Source organism: Paenibacillus sp. FSL R10-2771 (assembly GCF_038000205.1).
Lineage (GTDB): Bacteria > Bacillota > Bacilli > Paenibacillales > Paenibacillaceae > Paenibacillus_AQ > Paenibacillus_AQ phytohabitans.
On record NZ_JBBOBM010000001.1, the window covers coordinates 6,272,537 to 6,296,197 of the forward strand.

Here is a 23,661-nt window from a genome sequence, read left to right on the forward strand (position 1 = left end):
AAGCGTGAACCCGCATGAGTTTTGAAATCGTAGAGGCTACCCTACCGGAGATTCAGGCCGCTCTGGATTCCGGAGAAATCACTTCCAGACAATTAGTCCTTATGTATCTTGAACGCATTGCAGATCATGACAAAAACGGCCTGACGATCAATTCCGTGCTGGAGATTAATCCGGATGCGCTGTTCATCGCTGAATCCCTGGACGTGGAACGACAGCTTCAGGGGTCCCGGGGACCGCTGCACGGTATACCGGTATTGCTGAAGGACAATATCAACACAGGGGATAAAATGCATACCAGTGCGGGTTCGCTGGCTTTGGCGGATTCTTTTGCGCAGGAGGATGCCTTCATTGTTACCAGGCTGCGCGAAGCCGGGGCGATTATTATGGGCAAGGCCAACATGACGGAATTCGCCAATTTCATGACGAACGGTATGCCCTCAGGCTTCAGCTCCCGGGGCGGTCAGGTGCTTAACCCTTACAATATCTCCACGCCGACAGGCGGCTCCAGCGCCGGCTCTGCAGTGGCGGTTGCCTGCAATTTCTGCGCCGTGTCCGTAGGAACGGAAACCTCAGGCTCGATCCTCAATCCCGGCAACCTTGGATCGGTCATCGGCATCAAGCCCACTGTGGGAATGATCAGCCGCTCCGGCATTCTTCCGCTCTCCAATACGCAGGATACCGCCGGACCTATGGCGAGAACCGTCCGCGATGCTGTACTTCTGCTGAATGCCCTGCTTGGACAGGACGACAGCGATGCCGCAATGGGTACGAATACAGGCAGACTGCATGCGGATTATACGGTCTTCCTCGATGCAGACGGCCTGAAGGGTGCGCGCATCGGGATTCCGCGGGATTATTATTTCGAGGAGCTTACAGACGAACAGCTCGCGCTGTTCAATGCCTCAGTGGACAGAATGCGCGAGCTCGGGGCGACCATTATTGATCCGGCAGAGATTACAACTGCACGGGAGATCAGCTATTCCTCTGTGGTGCTGAATGAGTTCAAAACCTCACTTAACGCCTATTTGGCAAAACTGGGCCCGGGCGCTCCCATGCGAACCCTGAAGGATATCATTGATTTCAATCATGCCCATCCGGTAGAGACACTGAAGTTCGGGCAAGCCACCCTGCTGGATGCCGAATATACCACCTCCGGCACCCTCACGGAGCCGCAGTATCTGCGTGACCGTGCGACGGATCTGCGGCTCTGCAAGGAACTGGGTATCGATGCCACTATGCGGGAGCATCAGCTGGATGCCCTCTTATTCCCGGCTGACTTTGGCGCACGAATCACGTCAAGAGCCGGTTACCCGTCCATTGTAGTACCGTCCGGCTACACATCGGCTGGCGCTCCCTTTGGAGTAACCTTCTCGGCACGGGCTTATGAGGAACCGGTGCTCATCCGGCTGGCTTATGCCTACGAACAGAATTACAAGGTCCGCAAGGCGCCTTCGCTGCAGAGCTTCATCTAAAATTTTCTTGTAAGCCGCCTAATCGGCGGCTATGCCCATGTGCCTGTTGCCTTCATGGGACAGGCCCCAGGTGCGTAGTTCATAGCTGCGGATACCCGATAGTACATAGGGGTCCCGCCCGGCAATCTCTGCTGCCTCTTCACGGGAAGCGGCGCGGATAATGACCATTCCGCCGGGACTGTCACTGAAGGGCCCGCACAGCACCAGCTGTCCGCTGCGCTCCAGCTCCTGCAGATGTCTGACATGCGCCCGGATGATATCCATATCTCTGCGGTCCTGTGCAGTCGGGCTCAGCAATATTACATAACAAATATCCTCTTCAGCCTGCTTTTCACTCAACCTGCTCTCCTCCTCATTCGTAACCGCGCTGGCTCTCTTCGTCGGCAATGTTCTGAATCTCCTCGGCATGCATCAGATAGAGTTCATAATCACCTTCAGCATGCAGCTTCATTGCCCGTTCCTTGGTGAATTTCGCACTGCCTTCCGCAGCATCCTCGTCGTAGAACAGCAGAATCCCGTCGCTTTTGCGGAACAGCAGATCATCTCTCGCCCTGAACTGCCAGCTGCCGTCATAGGGTGCATTACTCACAGCTCCGTAGTAGTCTGCTCCGGCAATAATACGGCGGTATTCATTCTGCTTCTCTTCCTTCCACTTCTCTTCCGGGGCTGCATGGGCTGTAATGATCCCCAGCTTCAGTCCGGGGTATTGCCGTTTCAGCTCAAGCACAACCTCGCAGGCCCATAGATCGACGCCGTATTGGCCGGGAGTGATAACCCACTCCACCCCATCTTCTATCAGCGGAGCGAGCCGGTTGGCGAGCGCTTTTTTGATATAAGGAATCCCCTGATGTTTGCTGTCGTAAATCCCGAGCTCATGCGCACGGTAGCCTGTTACCAGTAAGGTTTTCATGTGCTGCCTCTTTCCTGAACGCTTCATTCCTGTTCTCTGTCAAATCCACTCTATTATGCATTATATAACATTTCACCAAGCGATACTTCCGGGAAAGCTCTGCCTAACTTTAAGCTTGTTTTCAGGAGCGTCTGATATATTGTCCTCCAGGATAGTGTTAAACCTAATCCCAGGCTTTTTATGCCAGCATTATACGACAACAGGCGATGAAGTTTATACACACCATACAGTTTAGGAGGACTATGAATATGAAAAAACATGTGCCTTATATGATGGCCGGCAGCCTGCTTGCTGCGATCCTGCTTGCCGGCTGCAGCTCGGATACAGCTCCGGCGGCAGCAACCTCAGGCGACATTCAGACAGCCCAGACCCAGAGCGGCAGCGAGGCGGCTCAGCCGGACGGGACTGCCGGGGCAGGCCAGAACCGGATGGACCGGGCCGGGATGAATATCGGCAAAATCAAGAGCATCAGCGGAAACACCATCACAATCTACACCGCTGATATGCCGGCACGGCAGCAGAACGGCGGAGAGGGAACCGCACCGGAGGGCGGGGCAGCGGCTCCCGGCAACGCGGCAGGCGCCCAGGCGGAGGGGCAAGGTACTCCCCCTGAAGGCGGACAGCCCACAGACGGGGGAGGAAAGGACTCTGCGCAGGGCGGCGGACGTCAAGGCGGCGGCATGATGGGTGGCGGCATGATGCAGAACTTCTCCGAAGAGACCACCGATATCACAACCGGAAGTGATACCCAGTACGTATCGGTCACCTTCGACAACGGCGCTCAGACGGAGACAGCACTCTCCCTGTCCGATCTGAAGGCTGACGACATTATCCAGTATACGCTGAAGACGGATACTGCCGAGGCAGAGAAAATCACGCTCAGTACAGGAGGCTTCGGCGGTGGTGGAATGGGCGGCGGCGGACGGGGTCAAGGCAAGGCACCGGCAGGCGATGTCGCGGCAAGCGGCTCGGCTACCGGCAAGTAACAGAAGAGGCGGGCTACAGTAGTCAGAGGACCCGGTGATTCGTTAATTCCGGAGGCCGTCAGCGGGCGGAAAGGCGGCACCCGTCATTCCATTAAATTCTTATCTTAAATAAAAACCGGAGGCGCTTCCACAAGAGCGCCTCCGGTTTTTATTTATATTTTTCAGAGAAATGACTAAATCGAAGCAAACTTTGGAAAACTTCATTAACACGGATTCTTAATTTCTGCGGCTGGGGGATGATCAGATTGCTTGCTACCATTGTATCCTATATACCCGGCTGGGCAATCTTTGGTCAGGCGGGTGTTGCGCTGCTCATTCCGCTCGTCCTCGGATACCTGTACAAAGCTTTGTACCTGCTGGTAGGGAGCGGGCGGGGACAGTCTGGCTACGGCACCAAGACCGTTCCCCGGTCACAAGCACAGTCTGCAGCTGGGGCAAAATCTGGCACACCGGCTTCAATCCCCTTCAGCGGCAACTATACTACCGACCTGCTGGCGGTGAAGAACGCTATCGGTGCCAACAGTGACCTGCATATCCGGGAATTCACGATCGCGAATGGCGGAGGCCGGGGAGCGCTGATCTACGTAGACGGCATGCAGAATGACAGGATTCTTAATATGCGGATTATGCAGTTCCTGATGTACGAGATACCCGCCGGCCCGGTGTCTTCTGCAGAGATTGCCAACCAGCTGCTGCCCTTCAGCCAGCTTAATGAAGCGGACAGTGTGGAGAGCTTCAATAAATCTGTCCTCTTCGGCCACACGGCCCTGCTGATTGAAGGATTGCCCGGTGGTCTGCTGATTGAGCTGCCCGGAGGAGCCAACCGCACGATTGGGGAGCCGGTCTCTGAGGCCCTGCTGCGCGGGCCTAGACTGGGCTTCTCTGAAGTATTAAGCGAGAACACCTCCATGCTCCGGCGCCAGGGCTTCAGTGACCAGCTCGAGATGAAGACCTACCGGGCAGGCAACACCATTCAGCGGGATATAGTCCTGGCCTATATGAAGGATATCGTCAATCCCGAGCTGCTGGAGGAGGTTACGAACCGCATCCGCAAAATCGATATCGATTTCCTCGCCGAATCCGGCTATATCGAGCAGCTGATTGAAGACAACTATCTCAGCCCCTTCCAGCAGGTCCAGGATACTGAACGGCCGGACAGGGTCATTAGCGCCCTCTTGGAGGGACGGATTGCGATTCTGCTGGACGGAACACCGTTCGCACTGATTGTACCGGTTACCTTCAGTATGCTGCTGCAATCGCCGGAGGATTATTATGAGCGGTGGCTTCCCGGCACACTGCTGCGGCTGCTCCGTTTTGCATCGGCCTTCCTGGCGCTGATGGCCCCGTCCCTGTATATCTCGTTCATCTCCTTTCATCCGGGGCTGATACCGACGGAGCTGGCGATCAGCATCATTAAGACCCGGCAGGGTGTGCCTTTTCCTTCATTAATTGAAGTGCTGATTCTGGAAGTCGCCATCGAGATTCTCCGCGAAGCCGGAATCCGGCTGCCGAAGCCGATCGGCCCGGCCATGGGTATCGTCGGCGGTCTGATCATCGGGGATGCTGCAGTTCAGGCGGGCATCGTCAGCCCTTTCCTGGTCATTGTGGTTGCCGTAACCGCCATTTCGTCCTTCTCCATTCCCATGTACAGTGCAGGAATCACATTGCGGATCCTGCGCTTCGCCGGCATGCTGTTCGCAGCAGTGCTCGGAATGTACGGCACCATTCTATTCTTCCTGCTAATCTGCTGTCATCTCACCAAGCTCAAAAGCTTCGGTGTACCTTATCTGACGCCGGTATCCCCTTTCCGGCTGAGTGATTGGAAAGATCTGTTCCTGCGTGCTCCGATGGCTCTGATGAAACGCAGACCGGTGATGATGAAAACCAAACAGGATAAACGAAAATCATAACCGCGCCTGCGCGCAAGGAGGAAGAGGACTTAATGTTCGTACGCACCGATGATAAAATCACGGCTACACAAGCGGCCGTTTTCTTGAACAATACATTGCTTGGCGCGGGGATTCTTACGCTTCCGCGCAGTGTGAGCGAATCAGTCAAAACCCCTGATTCCTGGATATCCGTCCTGCTAGGCGGAGCCATTGTGATGCTGGTTGTATTCATTATGGTGAAGATCAGCCAGCAGTTCCCGGGCAAAACTGTATTTCAATATGCCGCTCAGATTACAGGCCGGGTATTCGGCGGATGCCTGTGTTTGCTGCTGGTTCTTTATTTCATCATTATTGCCGGCTTTGAAATCCGCACGCTGGCCGAGGTCACCTTGTTTTTTCTGCTGGAGGGAACCCCCATCTGGGCAGTCATCCTTCCTTTTCTCTGGCTCAGCACCTATCTGGTATACGGAGGCATTAACTCTATTGCCCGGGCCTTTACGATTGTGTTCCCGATTAGCATTATGATACTGCTCATTTCCTTTATACTCAGCGTACGGCTGTTTGATATCAACCATCTGCGTCCCGTGCTGGGCAACGGATTGCCTCCTGTATTCGCAGGGTTGAAATCCACTGTGCTCGTATTCACCGGTATAGAAGTTACGATGACACTTGTAGCATTCATGGAGAAGCCCAAACTGGCGGTCAAAGCCATGCTTGGAGGCCTCGCGGTCTCGCTGGGGCTCTATTTCCTGACCGTGATCATGGTTATCGGGGGCATTTCCGTTAATTCCGCCATCACCAGTACCTGGCCTACCATCGATCTGATGCGCAGCTTCGAGGTGCCCGGTTTTTTCTTCGAGCGTATGGAATTCCCGTTCATGGTCATCTGGCTGATGCAGATGTTCTGCAACTTCAGCAGCTTCTTTTTCCAGTCCACGCTTGGCATTTCACAGATCTTCAAGATTAAGGTTCATCCGATTATTTATGCTATGGTTCCCGTTCTGTTCCTATCGGCGATGCTGCCCAAATCCATGACCGATCTGTTCGCACTCGGGGATGCCATCGGCAAAATGGGGATTGTACTGTTCCTGCTGCTGCCTGTGCTGCTCTCGGTTATCTGGCTCATCCGTGTGAAGGGGCTGAAGCAGCATGTGTAGACGGAGATTCTTCCTTATGCTGTGCTGTCTGATGCTTCTCGCCACTCAGACCTCCTGCTGGAGCAGCAAGGAGATTGAAGATCTGGCGTTATACTCCGGCCTGGCTCTGGATGTCGGGGAGCCCACCGTGACGGAGCAGGCGCTGGAGGATCAGGGGGCGACTTATCCCAAACGGAATACAATTACAGCCACCATACAGCTCGTTCCGGCAAATTCCGTAGGAGGGACAGGTCGTCAGAGCAGCAGTAGTAGTAGCAGTGATGCTCCCTATCTGAATGTAACGGGCACAGGAGATTCTTTGCTGGAAATATTCCGCCAGTACTCGCTCCGCCTGGACCGGCCGATTATCGGGCATCACCTTAAGGTTATTGTGGTCACGACCGAGCTGCTTAAGCAGCAGAAAATAAATCAGTTAATGGACTTTGTGCTTCGTGATAATGACATCCGCCCCAGTACGATGGTGTTCTTAAGTCAAGGCCAGGCAGTGCAGACGCTGGTTTCCAAACAAAAAAATCAAATTCCCTCATTTCATATCAGGGATATGATTCATAATCAGAGACGGACAAGCAAGGTGCTGGACCCGGTCATTTTATCCAAAATGGATGCCCTGATGTATTCCAAGCGAAGCTTTGCGCTACAAAATCTGGTGACGGCGAATGGTGAAGTAGAATTCTCGGGTGCAGGTATTATTAAAGGAGATACCGGGCACTGGGTAGGGGCGTTGAACCAGGAGGATACCGAATGTCTGTCCTGGCTCACCAACGAGGGCAAGACCGGGGTCATCAAAACCCACGACTGGAACAATCAGCCGATGACCTATGAAATGAAGGCTATGAAAAGTAAAATCACTGCCGTCACCGACGGCGGCAATCTGGCCTTTGACGTTAAAATCACAACGGAAGGAAGGCTCAGCGAAACCTGGAACGCCGAGGAATACCCTTCCGCCACAAAGCACGCACAAAAAGCAGAAAAGCTGTTCAAGGAAAAGCTGGAGCAAATGATGCAGGCGCTGATTCAGAAGCTGCAGTCCGACTACAAGGCCGATGTCGCCGGATTCGGCGACAGGCTCAGTATCCAGAAGCCGGCATTATGGAGAAAGTCAGAGGACCACTGGGATGATGTATTCAGCCGGACCCCCATTCATATCAATGTTGAGCTGAAGATTACGGAATTCGGCTCCTTTACCAAATAAGATGGCAAAAACGCCGTCGCCCCTAGCGTACGGGCGGCGGCGTTGCAATATGCCTTCTCTAAATTACTGTTTATCCGACAGAATCATTACTCCGCGGCCCGGCACTACAGTGGAACCGCTGCATTTCTTGCCTGTCAGCAGATCTGTCCGCTCGCCGGTGCCGATATCTGCACTAAGCTCCTCTGCGGAATGATTCAGCAGGAACAGGTAGGATACGCCTTCCTTCACCCGCTGAACGGATTCAATGCCTTCCGGCGCACTCACCAGCGGGGCAATGCCATTCTCTGCGCTCACCGTAGCCAGGAATGCGCGCAGGAATGCAGCATCGGGACTGGTGGCTACATAATAGGCTTTGCCTTCGCCGAAGCGGTTCACGGTCAGGGCCGGCATCCCCTTATAGAAGTCAGTGCCGTACTGTGCAAGTACTTCCGCACCTTCGGAATGAATCAGATCGCAGAGCAGACCGCAGGAATAGGAACGGTTAAGCTGACCCCATTCCTGGTTCATCACAATTTCATTGCGCATATCCGGCAGCAGGGCATCAATCTCTTCAGCCCAGATGCCCAGCACCTTGCGCAGCTCGCCAGGGTAGCCTCCAACGGTAACCAGATCGTTCTCGTTAACGATACCGCTGAAATAGGTTGTAATGAACGTTCCGCCCGCTTGAACGAAGGCTTCCACCTTCGCGGCAAACCCCGGTTTGATCATATACATCACCGGTGCGATTACAACCTTGTACTTCGTTAAGTCCTCTTCTACGCCAATCATATCCGCTTCAATATTCTGCTGATACAGTGCATCATAATAGCTGTGAATCTCCTTCACATAATCCAGTGCTACGGTCGGGCCGCTGGAGAGATCAAGCGCCCAGCGGTTCTCCCAGTCATAGATAATCCCGATCTGCGCCGCACTGCGTGCATCCAGCAGCTCATCGCCCAGCTGCTCCAGCTCCCGGCCAAGCTCGGCACATTCACGGAATACCCGCGTATGCTCATGTCCGACATGCTCAATGACCGCACCGTGATACTTCTCGCATGCACCGATAGACCGGCGCAGCTGGAAGAACAGCACTGTATCTGCGCCGCGCGCCACCGCCTGGTAGCTCCACAAGCGCATCACACCCGGACGCTTCACGGAATTGTAAGGCATCCAGTTCTGCTGGCTTGGCGTCTGCTCCATCAGCATGAACGGCTGGCCGTTCTTCAGCCCGCGCATGAGATCATGCGTCATGGCTGTATGGCTGACCGGTGTGTCCAGAGCCGGATAGTTGTCCCAGGAGATAACATCCATATATTTAGCCCATTCGAAATAATCCAGCTCCGGATAGAAGCCCATCAGGTTAGTGGTAATGGGAATATTCTTGCTGTGTTCCCTGATTGCGGCATGCTCAAGCTTATAGCATTCCAGCAGGCTGTGGGACATGAATCTGCGGTAATCCAGCGAAATCCCCTGGAAGTTCGTCCGGTTGCCGTTCCACTCTTCACTGAGCTCGTTCGGGACTACGATCTCTTCCCAGTCATAGAAGGTATGGCCCCAGAAACGGGTATTCCAGGCTTTGTTCAGCGCATCAAGTGATCCGTAACGCTCCTTCAGCCAGACGCGGAAGGCCGCTTCAGACTGCTCGGAATAATCATATCCGCCGTATTCATTGGAGATATGCCAGATCAGCAGCGCCGGATGATCCTTGTAGCGTTCCGCCAGCTTGCCAGCAAGCCGTGCAGCATATTCACGGTACACCGGGCTGTTCGGATTAGAGTTATGGCGTCCGCCGAATTTGCGCTTTCTGCCCTGGACATCCACCCGCGTAACCTCTGGATAGCGGTGAGCCATCCAGGCCGGATGCGCCCCGGTTGCAGTAGCCAGACATACATAGGTTCCATTCTTATATAGACGGTCGATTAATTCATCCAGACCGCTGAAATCATACGTATCTTCGGACGGCTGAAGCGTTGCCCAGTTGAACACATTGATCGTAGCGACATCGATCCCTGCAAGCTTGAACATCCGTTCATCCTCTGCCCATACCGGGGCATCCCACTGCTCCGGGTTATAATCTCCACCATACCAGATCTTCGGCAATTTCTCGTTGATCATACTTTGCACATCCTTTATAGTATAAGTATATTCTTATTTTAAACATTAAAATAAGCGCTTTATATATAAAATAAAAAACCTATCATATAATAATATGGAACTACAGGAGTTGACATTTATGCCAGTTAGCACCGTGCGCAGAATCGTGTTCGCCCAGGAGAGCGGCCAGCAGCTTCCGATTGCCCTGGATAGTATGGGCTATAACCCCGATCAGGAGAAAGTCTCCCGCCCGCAAGGCTATCATACCTATCACTGGCTGCAAACCGCGTACGGTGAAGGCATCATTCATTTCGATAACAAAAAGATAACACTCGCTGAAGGCAGCGGCATTCTGCTGATGCCGGGTATGCCGCACGGCTATGAATCCCTCTCTTCCGAGGTATGGTGCACCTATTATCTCACCTTCGGCGGGACTTCAGCCCGGCATATTCTGGATTCGCTCGCGATGAATACCAATCTTCTGTACCGCTGGGAGAATGAATCGCCGCTCCGCCATATGCTGAAGGAGATGCTCGACCGCCATGACACTTCCGGAGACATGTTCAACCTAGGTGAATCGACCGACGCCTACCGTTTCCTGCTGACGCTGAACAAGTACGGGCAGCTGCACAATAACACAGCGATCTCCCGCAATGTGGACAAGCTGCAGCCGCTGCTGAAATGGATGGACAGCCACTACGGCGATCCCGAGGTCGGTCTCTATGATCTCGCTGGCCAGCTCGATGTATCCGGGCGCTATCTGAACAGCCTGTTCCTGCAGACGTTCGGCCTCTCCCCTTATGCCTATTTCGTCCGGCTGCGAATCCGCAAGAGCAAGGAGCTCCTTGTCACCCAGCCTGCGCTTACGGTAAAAGCAATCTCACAGCGCGTCGGCTTCCGCGACGTCAGCCACTTCGTGGCTACGTTCCGCAAGCAGTCGGCGATTACGCCGGAGCAGTTCAGGAAGCTGCATTAATTCTCCCGCCCAATCCGGGACAAGCACTTTGGTTATATGATTTATCTGGCCTGATTTCGGTACCGCATCCCTTCCAGACTGACAGCCCCCAGATTTTCAGTTTCTCCTTACTCTCATAGCGAAAAAAGCTTCTGTCCGGCTTTATACGTCCACGTATCTCCGGCTTCGTCGTATGTCCAGTTCTCTATCTTCCCCATATCCCGCGTCGCAAGTTCAAGTTCAGTGATAGTTGTATTCTGTACAATTAAAAACAGCGAAAAGGTATGCTTGTCTCTTATAACTGTAGTCTGTACAACTATATTTGCCCGATTGGTGAAAATGAAGGTTCAAATGGCCGTTTAATTGTACGAAATACAACTAAACGGATAATCGGTTGTAAATCAGACGATTTAGTTGTACGAAGTGCAATTAAGCATATCTCACCCCATACCGTAATCGGGTCACTGTAAACGATTGGGCGGGACGAATAGGTGCGCCGGGTATAGGCGTAGATGATGACTTTGGTGAGCCTTTCAGGAGGGTAGCTGTCGCGGCCGCCACCGGGAATAGGCAACGTCAAAGAGGGTGTCGTTCAGCCGGTTGACGGCTGCACTCACTATACGAACGAGGTGGTTCAAAGGTGAGTCCCCTGAAAGCTTTCTGTAGGAAAGCTCATTTCGAAAGCATTCGCAGGCTCCGGATTGTCTCCGCTAAGTGAAATGAAAAAAAGTCTGGAGAGCACAGCGCCCCAAACAACGGTCCGTTCGCAGAGCGTCCATCCAAGTGCTCACGTTGATCCTGCTTAAAAACAGAGGGCTATCCCAAAGCCAATATATGGCTTTTGGGACAGCCCCAAGAAAGATAAAGGAACACCTTGCCCACAATCTCCAGAAGGATGGACCAGGTACATGCGGTATGCTTCATCTGTCACTTAACAGTTCTGCCGCTGTCCGCCGTCATATCTGGCCCGCTCACCGCTTCAGGCAGCCCTGCCTTAAGCTCTTCTATAAACTCCCGGAAAGCACTCGTCATATAGAGATCGCGCCGCCGGATGAACACCGTCGGGACCTCCGCATACTTCTCCGGGAACGGATAAATGCGGATGCCTTCCGTTACATTCATCCGGGTGAAATAGGATAAAGGCAGCACCGCATAGCCGATTCCCGCTTTCACGCAGCCGAGGAGTCCCTCCATCGTCCCGAATTCCATCACCTTGCCCAGCCGGCCGCCCTCTTCGGCGAGCCATTTCTCCAGCCTGCTCCGGTACAGGCACTCTGAATTCAGCATCAGCAGTGTCTTGTCATGTACAGAGCGGATGCCCTGATAATCCATCGTATCCGGAATGACAAGTCCGATCCGCTCATGGATGAGCAGCTCCTGGACAATCTCCGGATGCTCAACCGGTCCGTCGAGAAAGGCTCCGTGCACGGTATGCTGCAGGACAGAATCAATAAGCTCCCCCGCCCGTCCCACCTGCAGATGAACTTCAACATCAGGGTAACAGACCCGGTAAGCGGATAGGATGGCAGGCAGCCGTACAGCAGCCGTCGTATCCGAGCCGACCGTTATTGAGCCTTTGGGTACCGGCGAATCCAGCACCGCCTGTTTGGCTTCGTCCAGCAGCTTAAGTATCCTGACCGTATATTCCATGAACGTCTGTCCCGCTGAAGTCAGCGTGATCCCCCGGCTATGACGGTAGAAGAGCGGAGTCTTCAGCTCCTGCTCCAATTGCTGAATTCTGGCTGTCACATTCGACTGCACATAGTTTAGGCTTTGGGCTGCTTTAGAGATACTACCTTCTTCAGCAACCGCCTGAAATACTTTAAGAAGACCCATATCCATACCGCATCTCTCCCCCGGATCACCCATCAGCCACAGTGATGGCCACCATCATTTCCCTTCATTATACATGATCCGCTTCGCAGATTATGATGAAAATATAAAAGAAACACTCTGCCTCTGCCGGATGGCACAAACTAATAAGGAGTGATTATGATGGGAAATAAACAATGGAATTTCAAGATCCCCGGGAACCCGGATGGTAAAGAATTAACTATAGATACGAATCAAATCACAACGGTCTATGACCTGCTGGACATGCTCCGGCAAGAAGAGCTTCAGACTCCGCAGAAGGAACAGCAGCCAGGATTGAATCCTCCGCAATCCAGAGCAGTGGTAATCCCCTTGATCTCGCGCATGCTGGACAAGAGACGCCATCCTTCCGCCTGAGTGTCAACACCCCGCCAAGCTTCAGCCTTCAGCCGTGAGTCTCCAGAATTTCTACACCATATGCCGCAAGCTCTACCGGACCAGATATCGGGGTACCGGTAAGAGCGCTGCGGTAGAGCCTGTCTAACCCCACCGTCTGAGACGTCCGGCTGAGATTCAGCAGAAACAGCAGCTCTCCCTTTGATCCTGTGCGTGTGAAGGCCTGCACGCCGTCCGGCAATTCCGGGAACAGCGTTAGTCCCGCATCCGGTGCGATATCCCCCAGAAGCTTCAACCAGTAACTCTCCTCCGCATGGGTACCGATATAATAAACCCTGCCCGCCCCGAAGCGGTTCACCGTAACCGCAGGAGCACCGGCAAAGAAATCATCCTCATACCAGGCGATCGCCTCGGCTCCCTCCGGCCGCAGAATGTCGCACCACTGGCTGCATTCATACCGGGTTCCGTCAGAGCCGCGAAGCAAGTGGACCTCGCCTCCGACCGGATCATATTCCTCCACCGTTACGCCAGCCGCCCGGGAGAAGAGTCCCGGCAGCGGCTGCATCATACAGATGTTGTTCATATTCTTAACACCGCTGCGGCTGGTAAGGATTACTGTACCGCCTCCTGCTGCAAAGTCCTCCAGCAATTGCGCGGCTGCTTCATCATGCAGATACAGGCTTGGGGCAATCACCAGCTTGTATCCCGCTAGCGGCTGCCGCCAGCCGATGATATCACAGCCGATACCATGCCTGGTCAGCGCCCGGTGGTACTGCTTAATGTTCTCATAGTAGTCCAGCCCTTCCGCCTGGGGCTGAATACGCAGCGCCGCCATCTGCTCATGCGAATACAGGATAGCCGCCTGGCTAATAACCCGGGTCCCCTCCAGCAGCGGAGCCAGACCGTTCACCTCGCTGCACAGCTGCGCGAATTCGGTAAATCTCCGCCCGGGCACATTGCTGTGGTCAATCAGCCCGTGCCAGAACTGCTCCGCTCCGGCAGCCGCGCTTCTCCAGCGGAAATGCACCACGGTATCCGCACCTCTGGCAATTGCCTGCCAGCTGTACGCGCGGATGAGCCCCGGATAAGGTGTCCGCCACATCGGGAACCAGCAGCCCGGCGGACCGCTGAGCTGCTCCATGATCCAGAAATTGCGGCGTTTGATGCCCCGGGTCAGATCCAGGGATAACGCCCCGCTGTATGGCGCGGTCGCCTGCTTCTGCGGCGAGGGGTTCGGATAATAGTCGAAGGACGCGACATCAAGATCCTCGGCCAGCCCGTGCATATCCAGCCGCTGCGGATAGCTGTGGAAATTGTGGGTGATGAAGTGCTGCGGGCAGATCGCGCGCAGCACCTCCGTCTGCGTCTTCTGGAAGGCAACCGCCGCCTCCCACTGGAACCGCTGGAAATCCAGCAGCATCGAAGGGTTCTGGAACGGCGAGCCGCCATAAGGAACCGTCAGTTCATCCCAGCTGCTGTACTCCCCGCTCCAGACCACAGTTCCCCACTCTGCATTCACTTGTTCCGTGGTGCCGTACTTCTCCCGGACCCAGCTGCGGAACGCCAGGTTGCAGCTGTCACAATGGCAATCCAGCATGCCGAATTCATTGTCCGTCTGCCAGCCGGTGACAGCAGGATGGCTGCAGTAATGAAGGGCCAGCGCTTCAACAATCCGGGTGCCATACTTACGCAGCGATGCGCTGTTGTAACAGCGGTGTCCGCGCACGCCCGGATGGTACACGCCTCCATCCGCATATACGGGCAGCACATCCGGGTAAGCGGAGGTCAGCCAGCGCGGCGGTGTCGTTGTCGGCGTCCCGATGACAATCTGAATCCCATACGCATGGAACAAGTCCAGCGCCCGGTCCAGCCAGGCGAAATCAAACTTCCCTTCCTCCGGTTCAAGCCGGCTCCAGGCAAACTCCGCGACCCGGACTACTTTGACTCCGGTTTCCTTCATTAGCCTGATATCGCTCTCCCACATAGACTCGTCCCAGTGCTCTGGATAATAGTCCACACCGATCTGCACCTTGCTGTAGTTGTTCAGCTCCATAACCTCCATCAGCTCCCTCTCCTCATTCATGCACAGACACTTTATAAATAGAGTATATCTCAGCCAGCCGCCTGTTTTCTGGATAACCCAAAGGACGCCCCCGCCTCACCTCATATGCTGAGATAGACTGGAGCGTCCTGGCAAATCCACTTTATCCGGGTTAGGTCCCTAGAAGGACTCTCTGTTTAGTATTACATTAGAATGATTTGCTTGCAGGTACTGATTATTTCTTCAGCTTGTCCCAACCCGCCTGCATGCCTTTTTCCCAGCCGGCTTCATCCACTTTGCCCGCGATCAGCTCTTGGATGCTGCTTGCGAATTCTTGAGTTACACCATCAGGGAATTTCGAAGCCTGCAGACCGTAAACTTTACCTTCTTGAACATAGTTCCATACATCGGAACCAAGCTGGCCTACATCTTCAGTTGTTACTGGAATAGTCGACAGGGCAGGGATGAATTTCCACTTTTTAGAGATATATTCTTTACCCATGTCAGAAGTTACGAGCCAGTTCAGGAAGGTTTTAGCTTCTTCCTTAGATCCGGAATCCTTGTTTACGACCAGGTTCGCCGGAACACCTACAGACAGCTTATCGTTCAACTCAGGATCGTCACTGATTGGCATAGGGAACATGCCGATGTTCATGTCAGGCGTAATGTTATCAACCAGCGTCTGCGCCCAGTTTCCTTCCTGCATCATAGCGGTTTCGCCATTGGCGAACATAGCCAAGTGAGTGTTGGCATCTGTAGTCAGAGGATTCTTCTGGCCGTATTTCACAGTCAGGTTAAGCAGGTTGCTCCAATCCTTGAATTTCTCGTTGCCCACGATGGTGGAAGTTCCGGCGTTCAGGCCGCTGATGAATTCATCCACATTATCCTGCTGTGCAAAAGCTACGCTAATGCCCTGGATCCCCAGCAGCCACCATTCCTGATATGCGTTGCCGAAAGGAATAACGTCGATCGCCTGCAGCTTTTTAGCCGCTTCTTCCAGCTCAGTGATCGTTTTTGGCGTTTCAGTGATACCGGCTTTCGCGAACAGGTCCTTGTTGTATACATAACCGATACCTTCAAGGTTCATCGGCATACCATAGGTTTTACCGTCTCTGGTCATAGGCTCTGCAGCCAAAGGAATCAGATCCTTGACCCAAGGCTGATCGGACAGATCCTCGATCTTGTCTCCCCACAGATCGAATTCAGCGTAACCGCCGTTGGAGAAAATATCTGGAGCGTCGCCGGAAGCGAACTTAGTCTTCAGGGCTGCCGCATAGTCAGCGCCGCCGCCGACAGTCTGGATATCCAGCTTAATGTTAGGATATTCCTTCTCGAACTCAACCTTAAGCTCGTTGAGGCCTTCTACGATTTCGGTTTTGAACTGGAAAATCTTAACCGTTTTCACTTCACCGGAGTTGCCAGCGCTTCCATTTGATGCATTATTTGAAGCGGTATTGTTGTTACCGCCGCATGCCGCAAGCACGACAGACATCAGCATGACGCTGGACAGCATCACTGCAGAGCGTTTTTTCATCATTTTTATTTCCCCCTTGAATAAGTTAACTGCTTAATATGTGGAACGGGAGCCCGGTGAATTAACCCTTCACCGAGCCAGCCGCTATTCCCTCAACAATATAACGCTGCATGAACAGATAGAAAATTACAATTGGAGCAACCCCGATAGTCAGTGCCGGAAGCGCCATATCCCACTGCTTCGTATACTGCCCGAAGAACGAGAAGGTCGCCAGCGGAATGGTCCGCAGTTCAGGTGCCTGAAGGATCAGCGATGGAAGCAGATAGTCATTCCAGATGCCCAGGGCATTCAGCACGATAATGGTCATCAGCATCGGCTTCAGCAGCGGAAGCACAATCCGGAAGAAGGCCGAGATCGGATTACAGCCGTCCACAGTTGCCGCTTCTTCAATTTCCAGCGGCACGGATTTGATGAAGCCGTGGAACAGGAAGATCGCCATCGGAATACTGAGTCCCAGATTGGAGATGATCAGACCCGTGAAGGAGTTGTTCACATGCAGGATGTTCACGACCTTCAGGATCGGAATCATGATGGTCTGGAACGGAACAACCATAGCAGCTACGAACAGCAGCAGCAGAACCTGGTTGAACCGGTTATTGGCACGCACCATGCGGTAAGCCGCCATTGCGCTGAACAGAGAGATCAGAACCACACTGATGATCGTAACAATCAGCGAGTTGCGGAAGGCCTCGGAGAAACGGGCCAGCTTCCAGGCGTTAGTATAGTTCGACCACATGAAGGTCTGCGGCCAGCTTGCCGCATCGCTCAGGATCTCGCCGAAGGATTTCACCGAGTTCGCCAGCAGGAAATAGAAAGGAGAGAGGAACAGAAGCGCCAGAAGAATCATAATCACTTCAATTCCGATATTCCATCTGCCTTTTGATTTAGCATTCATTTAAGCTTCTACCTCCTTGCTCTTCGTAACACGGACCTGAATCACTGTAATCAGTGCGACAATCACGAAGAATAACAGCGCTTTTGCCGTACCCAGACCGTAACGGTTGTTCAGGAAGGCTTCATTGTAGATATTCATAGCAACAGATTCCGTCGATTTGAACGGCCCGCCTTTGGTCAGCGACAGGTTCAGGTCGAACATTTTGAAGGACCAGGAAATTGCCAGGAACAAGCCGATGGTCACCGCAGGCATAATCAGCGGCACGATAATGTTGCGCAGCACCTGCATCCGGGATGCGCCGTCAATCTCAGCGGCTTCAAGCACTTCTTTGGATACGTTGCTGAGCGAAGCGATGTAGATAACCATCAGATAACCGGAGGACTGCCAGATAAACACCATGACGATCGCCCAGAAGCCGGTTGTTGCATCCCCGAGCCAGGGAAGGTTGAAGAAGGACCAGCCTGTCATATCGCCCATTGTGGCGAAGCCCTTGATGAAGATGAACTGCCATATAAACCCAAGCAGCAAGCCCCCGATGACATTCGGCATGAAGAAAATGGTCCGGAGCATATTGCGTGTTTTTAGAGGTTTGGTCAGCAGATAGGCCAGGAAAAAGCCCACTACATTGGTCAATACAACTCCAAGGACCGTGAATCTCACGGTGAACCAGAAGGATGACCAGAAATCTGGATCATTGGTAAAAATCATTTTAAAGTTCTGAAAGCCGACCCAGCTAACATTACCCGATACGCCGTTCCAGTCCGTGAAGGAATAGTACATCCCCATCAGAAAAGGAATAATCGTGATCAAGGTAAAAAACAACAATGCCGGGCCAACGAAAAATACTTGTTGACCTAATTGGGACAACTTATTGCCGCGCATGTAATGGTCCCCCTTTCTTTTACTCACTCACTTGTTTATGATCTAAACATATTATCTGTTTTTTACAGAGTCCCTTACACCTACGCAAGTGATCTTTAGGGTGTAAAATATTGATCGGATGTGAAGCGAGCCTCATGAAATGGAACAGTATCCGTACCAAATTGATCGTTTTTTTACTCCTGCCAACATTAATCTGTATTATGGCTACTATGTTCGTCAGCTATTCCTATACGACCAACTCCCTCAGAACACGGGCTGTCGACGAGAATAAGAATCTGCTCTATCAGGGCTCCAAGAACATTAACAGTCTGATTGGGGAGATCAACCGTTTGTCACTCAGTGTGTACTCTGACTCGGATTTCTACCGGCTGCTTGAAGCCGGGCACGACGATCTGTCCTCCGACATCGCAATTTACAATTCGCTCAGCTACATCTCCACCTCGCTGCCTAATATCTCACAGGTGTACTTATATGGCGTCAAAGACGGTAAAGCTACACTGATTACCGATAATACGACACCCAAGCGCTGGCTGGGAGACACACCCTACCAGGAATCCAACATTACAGGGAGCTCCCCGGTGAAAGTGCAAAGCACCCATCTAAGCGACGCCTACGGATTAAGTCTGCCACTAACGCAGTTCGTACCGGAGCCTGTTTTTACGATGCACCGCAGAATTGAGCGTATTCCTTCCTCTGAAGCACTCGGCTATCTCTCGATTGATGTCAAGCTCGCAGCTCTTGGTGATATAGTAGACCAGCTATACGACCAGGATCAGGAAAACATCTATCTGGTGGACAGCGCCGGCAAGCTCGTATACGGACCTGACGCCGGCACATTCGGCCAACCGCTGGATGCAGCATGGTACAATAAACAGATGGCTGACAGCATGGTGACCCAAGGGCATTTTGAGCAGGACAACTCTGTGTTCATCTATCAAAAGATCGAAAGCATAGGACTGAGCTGGACGCTCGTCAAGCAAATCCCTGTCTCCTATCTGTTCCGTGAAGCCAAGGAGGCCGCCGGCATTAACCTGCTTCTGCTCTTCGTGCTGATGAGTATGATCATCGCCCTGACGATTCTGATCTCCTTCCGGATCACCGCCCCCATCAAGCAGTTGACCCGGTACATGAATCAGGTGCAGACCGGTAATCTTGAGATTGATATCCGTCCGGCAGGAAAAGATGAGATCGGTGTGGTCACGGAGCATTTCCGCAGTATGATGGACACGATCAACAACCTGATTCTGCGCGAGTACAGGCTGGAGCTGTCGAACAAAACCAATGAGCTGAGGGCGCTGCAGTCGCAGATCAACCCGCATTTCCTGAACAACACCCTTCAGATTATCGGTACACTAGCCCTTGAGCTGAAGGTGCCGCAAATCTATGGTCTGCTCTCGGCACTGGCCAAGATGATGCGCTACAGCATGTACAATGATGAGAAGATTGTGACGATCCAGAATGAACTGGAGCATGTTAAAGCGTATATTGAGCTGCAGAAGGAACGTTTTGAAAACAAGTTCAGTTTCCGCTACGATATGGAAGACTCCTTGCTGCACGCGCTGATGCCCAAAATGATCCTGCAGCCGATTGTGGAGAATTACTTCAAGCATGGGTTCAACCTTGCCCGCACGGACGGATTCATTGAGATTACGGCAGCCAGACTTAGCCCTAGCCGGATGGAGATCAGTATCCGGAACAACGGCCTCTCGATTCCGGCCGTGAAGCTGGAGACGCTGCGCAAGGAGCTGCAGCAGCCCAGAGCTGTTGAAGAGCTCGACATGATAAAGAACTCAGGTCAGGACAGCTACAGCAAACGTGATGCTCCCGGTGCGGGAATCGGCCTGGGTAATGTATTGGCCAGGCTGCGGCTGGTTTGCGGGGATGATGCTTTGCTGACGGTAGATAATCTGGAGACCGGCGGGGTTATCATCCGGCTGGAAATTGAGATATTAGTGGAGAGTGAACGGATATGAAGGCGCTTATTGTGGATGACGAAGCAAGAGTCCGGAAGGCCGTCCGGCTGCTGGTGGACTGGGATGCGCATCAGATTGATGAGATTCTGGAAGCAGGGAACGGCAATGAAGCCATCGGGCTGATCCGCAAGGAGAAGCCGGCGCTGGTGATTATGGATATGATGATGGAGTCAGGCAGCGGCGTTGAGCTGATGACCTGGGTGGATGAATTCGCAGGCAACACCAAATTCATTGTTGTCAGCGGGCATGATGATTTCGACTTCGTGCGCCAGACCGTCCGCCACGGCGGCATTGACTATATTCTGAAGCCGATTGAAGCAGATATGATTAACACTGCGGTATCCAAAGCGGTAGCCGCCTGGCGCTCCGAAGAAGAGGAGCGCAGCCACCGTCAGCTCCAGAGCCTCCGGCTGAATGAGATCAAGCCGATCTACGGGGAGAAGCTGCTCTCCGCGCTGATTGATGATAAGGTCAATGCCGAGGCCTCGCTGCGCAGGCTGACCGTTGACGGAATCATTCCGCAGAGTATACAGGCTGCACGGCTGATCCTTCTGCAGACGGACAGCGGCAACAATCCGCTGCTTAAACGTTTCGGGGGAGACAGTGAGCTGATGTACTACGCCATCGTGAACATCTGCAATGAATTCCTGCAGCTGCAGCGTAAGGGCGTTGCCTTCCGGTACTGGGGCGGTCCGCCGGAGATTGCCATCATTCTCTGGGATCTGGAGGAGTCTGTTATCGAGCTGATCAGCCGGATTAATCAGGGGATCTACCGTACCCTGCAGTTCCGTATGCATTTCGGAATCAGCACCGCAGGCGCGTTCCCGGGACAGCTGCCGGCACAGCGCACAGAAGCCGCCGAAGCCCTGCTGCGGCGGAACCTGTTACGGCATGAGGATTATTGCCATTTCTCCCCGGGTGCGGGAGCCGGCGGCATGGCGGCAGACAGCCGTGATTCCGCCAACACGGAGGCGGAGGCACCGCTGAACTTCGCCGATGTCCAGGAGGACTGGCGGATGGCGGTCATCAGCGGCACCACTGAAGCCATATCCGCCGCCGCACAGCATTGGACCCATGAGCTCAGCCGCAGAGGTGTCGTTACCCCGCAAATGCTGAATTCGTGGAAGGCGGATGCCCTCCTGTTCCGTTCCCGGCTGGTCCGGGAAGCGCTGGGCAACCAGTCGGACAGTGTGCTGGCGGAGCTGGAGCAGGCTGATCTGCTCAGTCCTTCACCGCTGCCAAGCGGTTATTCCTTCTCCCTGTTCGCCTGGCGTGACTGGTCCTTTGCGCTGATGCAGCAGCTGTCCCAGACGCTCTCGGCCAGACACATGAAAGAACGGAACCCGATGACGGAGATCGTTAAATATATCGAGCAGAATTACCCGTCCGACCTCTCCCTGCAGGAGGTTGCCGGCAAATTCTATGTCAGCCGCGAGTATATCTCGCGCAAATTCAAACAGGAATACGGCATCAACTTCTCCGACTACATCGGCAGCGTCCGCATCGAGAAGGCCAAGCTGCTGATGCAGAATCCCAACCTGAAGCTGGCGCAGATCTCGGAGATGGTCGGTTTCCACGACGTCAAATATTTCAGCAAGGTCTTCAAGAAGCAGGTCGGCTGCCCGCCGAAGGATTTCCGGGGGCAGGCGGAGCATTGAATGCATTGAAGACATTATCCATTTCCGCTTCTATTTCTTACCCGGCTCTGAGCTTTAAATTGGCCGATGGTCTATACCCGAATGACCAAAAGTGCATATCATGGTTCTGAAAGATGATATTGCGAAGGAGGTAAGACGATGAGCGGTTGCGGAAATGTCGGTGGACTTTTTACTTCTACCACTACAATCTTAGTCCTTTACATTCTGCTGGTGATCATTCTCAAAACATTCTAACCAATCATAAAAAAGATAAGGACCTGCTTACGCAGGCTCTTATCTTTTGAGTTAAGACAATAAAACTATAACCAGCAATTCGAACAGTACCAGGGTCAGGATGGCTTCATCGCTGCTTCCGAAGGCGCGTCCTGCTCCATGATGATTCTGTACCCCCATGTATAACAATCCTCTATCGCAGCCGAGAATTCTCCCAGTAACGACCTGGCCGTCAATCGTCTGCACCCGGACAATCCGGTTCACATGTTGTCTGCATACACTGTGCAAGTGATGCCGAACAGACTTCAGACTCTGAATATAATTTTGATCTGCTTGATACAGCACTTTGGGCTGCATTGGTACTCCCGCTTGAATGCTCACTACAGGCACACTACCCTTCTGATAAAGTACTACATAGTATGCCTAGTGCATTCAAGAAGTTCGTTACAATTGTTTCCCGTACCACTCCAGAAAAGCATCCGCCACTGCCTTGCCGGCGGTGCCGTTCGGATGCGGATCGAACTCATCGCTCATATACTCCGGTCTGATTCTGTGATCTGCCGGAGCAGGTACAGACAGTACCGCCGCGATATCGAACACGCGGTCCACCCCGGCAGGAGGGTTCGTCAGGATCGTCTCATTCACCTTGCGCCAGTATGCTTCCCGTTCCCCCTCGAAATTGAACGGCGGCACGGTGCTGAGAATCACGGCAGTCTCAGGCCGCGCTTTCTTGATCGCGGAGATAATATGCGTGAGGTCTGCCAGCAGCTCCGCCCCCGAGCGTTGCCCGATATCCAGATCATTCACTCCAAGCACGATCAGTACTTCATCGCCCTGCTGCGCCTTGTGCAGCCAGGCTCCATCGGTGGCGACATCATAGGCCCGGCCCCAGCCGGAGCCGATATTCCACAGCCCGTACTCCGTTCCTAATCCTTCGGCAATTCTTGCCGCCCAGTAGGAATACTCATCCTTCGCGGTCCGTACGCCTTGCGTAATTGAATCCCCCAGGAAGACCAGCTTCTTCGTTACATTCTTCTTATACCCCAGGAAGCTTGGCAGTACCTGCAGCTTGTCCGACTCACTGAACGCTTCGGCTGTCTCCTGAGCGGCCAGATTGCCCGGCGCATCGTAGCCGGAGACCAGCATGCCCTCCACATTGAAGGGGATCGACTTGCCGGCAGCTGCCGTCTTCAGCGTCCAGGTGAAGGCCAGGTAATGCCCTTCCGGCAGCTCCAGCAGTGCTTCATCGCTCCAGAACTGCTCGCCCGGAGCAACGTTCCGCGAGGCTTCGCCTCTGAAGGTTACAGGAACCTGTGAACCTGGCACGATTGTACCATCCGGCACAGCTCCGCCATCGGCTACATATGCCGCTTCAATGCTCCACTCCCCGCCCGGTTCACTGGCCGCTGACTCCGCGCCCAAGTCCCATGTCGAATCCACAGCATTGCTGTGCCAGAACTTCAGTGTCAGGCTGCCATTCTCCCGCAGGCGGACATAGGTCCGGTAGGTATGGGTGAACGGCTCGGGCGAGTTCATAATATAATTAGCGGCTGCGGATACTGCCGTTGCTGAAGTGAATCCAGACTGGCTGTACACACTGGTATTAACTTTATTGTTCATAGC

20 protein-coding genes and 1 pseudogene are annotated in these 23,661 nt (G+C 53.4%); 10 read left to right on the top strand and 11 right to left on the bottom strand.

Annotated features, from left to right (window positions below):
* Positions 1-14 precede the first annotated feature (14 nt).
* On the top strand, positions 15-1,472 hold the full coding sequence (locus tag NSU14_RS27050) for an amidase family protein (RefSeq protein WP_340947877.1): 1,458 nt from the start codon (positions 15-17) through the stop codon (positions 1,470-1,472).
* 18 nt (positions 1,473-1,490) lie between these two features.
* Here NSU14_RS27050 and NSU14_RS27055 read toward each other — a convergent pair whose 3' ends face one another.
* Together NSU14_RS27055 and NSU14_RS27060 are read right to left on the bottom strand one after the other, a co-directional pair.
* Complete coding sequence (locus tag NSU14_RS27055) at positions 1,491-1,811, bottom strand: YciI family protein (protein WP_052421675.1); 321 nt, start codon at positions 1,809-1,811, stop codon at positions 1,491-1,493.
* 13 nt (positions 1,812-1,824) lie between these two features.
* Positions 1,825-2,382 carry a DUF1273 domain-containing protein gene (locus NSU14_RS27060; protein ID WP_076247188.1) on the bottom strand — a complete coding sequence of 186 codons (558 nt, stop codon included), beginning with the start codon at positions 2,380-2,382 and terminating at the stop codon, positions 1,825-1,827.
* A 248-nt stretch (positions 2,383-2,630) separates the two neighbouring features.
* Between NSU14_RS27060 and NSU14_RS27065 the strand changes: the two genes are divergently transcribed.
* The 4 genes from NSU14_RS27065 (at position 2,631) to NSU14_RS27080 (ending at position 7,606) form a co-directional block, all read left to right on the top strand.
* Positions 2,631-3,368, top strand: a complete 738-nt coding sequence (locus tag NSU14_RS27065) for a hypothetical protein (protein ID WP_340947878.1) — start codon at positions 2,631-2,633, stop codon at positions 3,366-3,368.
* A gap of 236 nt (positions 3,369-3,604) precedes the next feature.
* Positions 3,605-5,278, top strand: coding sequence for a spore germination protein (locus NSU14_RS27070; protein ID WP_445670067.1), 1,674 nt, complete (start codon positions 3,605-3,607; stop codon positions 5,276-5,278).
* Between the two features lie 32 nt (positions 5,279-5,310).
* Complete coding sequence (locus tag NSU14_RS27075) at positions 5,311-6,414, top strand: GerAB/ArcD/ProY family transporter (protein ID WP_042133808.1); 1,104 nt, start codon at positions 5,311-5,313, stop codon at positions 6,412-6,414.
* A 16-nt stretch (positions 6,415-6,430) separates the two neighbouring features.
* Complete coding sequence (locus NSU14_RS27080) at positions 6,431-7,606, top strand: Ger(x)C family spore germination protein (protein ID WP_340949001.1); 1,176 nt, start codon at positions 6,431-6,433, stop codon at positions 7,604-7,606.
* Positions 7,607-7,669: 63 nt separating this feature from the next.
* Here NSU14_RS27080 and NSU14_RS27085 read toward each other — a convergent pair whose 3' ends face one another.
* Positions 7,670-9,700 (bottom strand): beta-galactosidase, encoded by a 2,031-nt coding sequence (locus NSU14_RS27085; RefSeq protein ID WP_340947880.1) that lies wholly within the window; start codon positions 9,698-9,700, stop codon positions 7,670-7,672.
* Positions 9,701-9,818: 118 nt separating this feature from the next.
* On the opposite strand from NSU14_RS27085, the gene NSU14_RS27090 reads away from it, so the two are divergent.
* A complete protein-coding gene (locus NSU14_RS27090; RefSeq protein ID WP_076247201.1) occupies positions 9,819-10,655 on the top strand; it encodes an AraC family transcriptional regulator in 837 nt (278 codons plus the stop codon).
* Positions 10,656-11,106: 451 nt separating this feature from the next.
* Here the strand turns inward: NSU14_RS27090 and NSU14_RS36060 are convergent.
* Together NSU14_RS36060 and NSU14_RS27095 are read right to left on the bottom strand one after the other, a co-directional pair.
* Positions 11,107-11,290: pseudogene (locus NSU14_RS36060) on the bottom strand (IS1182 family transposase); the annotation flags it as partial.
* Between the two features lie 271 nt (positions 11,291-11,561).
* Entirely contained in the window at positions 11,562-12,476 is a 915-nt protein-coding gene (locus NSU14_RS27095; RefSeq protein WP_340947881.1) for a LysR family transcriptional regulator, read from the bottom strand.
* Positions 12,477-12,626: 150 nt separating this feature from the next.
* Here NSU14_RS27095 and NSU14_RS27100 point away from each other — a divergent pair, with 150 nt between their 5' ends.
* Positions 12,627-12,863, top strand: a complete 237-nt coding sequence (locus NSU14_RS27100; protein ID WP_144026175.1) for a hypothetical protein — start codon at positions 12,627-12,629, stop codon at positions 12,861-12,863.
* 28 nt (positions 12,864-12,891) lie between these two features.
* Here the strand turns inward: NSU14_RS27100 and NSU14_RS27105 are convergent, their stop codons facing one another.
* The 4 genes from NSU14_RS27105 to NSU14_RS27120 form a co-directional block, all read right to left on the bottom strand.
* Positions 12,892-14,925, bottom strand: coding sequence for a beta-galactosidase (locus NSU14_RS27105; RefSeq protein WP_340947882.1), 2,034 nt, complete (start codon positions 14,923-14,925; stop codon positions 12,892-12,894).
* A gap of 193 nt (positions 14,926-15,118) precedes the next feature.
* The gene (locus tag NSU14_RS27110) at positions 15,119-16,420 is read right to left on the bottom strand and encodes an ABC transporter substrate-binding protein (RefSeq protein WP_081969826.1); all 1,302 of its coding nucleotides are present in this window, start codon (positions 16,418-16,420) and stop codon (positions 15,119-15,121) included.
* 58 nt (positions 16,421-16,478) lie between these two features.
* Positions 16,479-17,312, bottom strand: coding sequence for a carbohydrate ABC transporter permease (locus NSU14_RS27115; protein WP_039305922.1), 834 nt, complete (start codon positions 17,310-17,312; stop codon positions 16,479-16,481).
* Entirely contained in the window at positions 17,313-18,194 is an 882-nt protein-coding gene (locus NSU14_RS27120) for a carbohydrate ABC transporter permease (RefSeq protein ID WP_042210709.1), read from the bottom strand.
* Between the two features lie 134 nt (positions 18,195-18,328).
* Between NSU14_RS27120 and NSU14_RS27125 the strand changes: the two genes are divergently transcribed.
* The 3 genes from NSU14_RS27125 to NSU14_RS27135 all read left to right on the top strand — a co-directional run bounded on the left by NSU14_RS27125 (position 18,329) and on the right by NSU14_RS27135 (position 22,059).
* On the top strand, positions 18,329-20,167 hold the full coding sequence (locus NSU14_RS27125; RefSeq protein WP_042140763.1) for a cache domain-containing sensor histidine kinase: 1,839 nt from the start codon (positions 18,329-18,331) through the stop codon (positions 20,165-20,167).
* Positions 20,164-21,825: a helix-turn-helix domain-containing protein gene (locus NSU14_RS27130; protein WP_340947884.1), complete on the top strand. Its 1,662-nt coding sequence runs from the start codon at positions 20,164-20,166 to the stop codon at positions 21,823-21,825. The genes NSU14_RS27125 and NSU14_RS27130 overlap by 4 nt, the downstream gene beginning before the upstream one ends.
* 138 nt (positions 21,826-21,963) lie before the next feature.
* Positions 21,964-22,059 (top strand): YjcZ family sporulation protein, encoded by a 96-nt coding sequence (locus NSU14_RS27135; RefSeq protein WP_231575287.1) that lies wholly within the window; start codon positions 21,964-21,966, stop codon positions 22,057-22,059.
* Positions 22,060-22,110: 51 nt separating this feature from the next.
* Here NSU14_RS27135 and NSU14_RS27140 read toward each other — a convergent pair whose 3' ends face one another.
* Positions 22,111-22,395 carry a hypothetical protein gene (locus tag NSU14_RS27140; RefSeq protein ID WP_336101354.1) on the bottom strand — a complete coding sequence of 95 codons (285 nt, stop codon included), beginning with the start codon at positions 22,393-22,395 and terminating at the stop codon, positions 22,111-22,113.
* An 87-nt stretch (positions 22,396-22,482) separates the two neighbouring features.
* A complete protein-coding gene (locus NSU14_RS27145) occupies positions 22,483-23,658 on the bottom strand; it encodes an SGNH/GDSL hydrolase family protein (RefSeq protein ID WP_340947885.1) in 1,176 nt (391 codons plus the stop codon).
* Positions 23,659-23,661 lie beyond the last annotated feature (3 nt).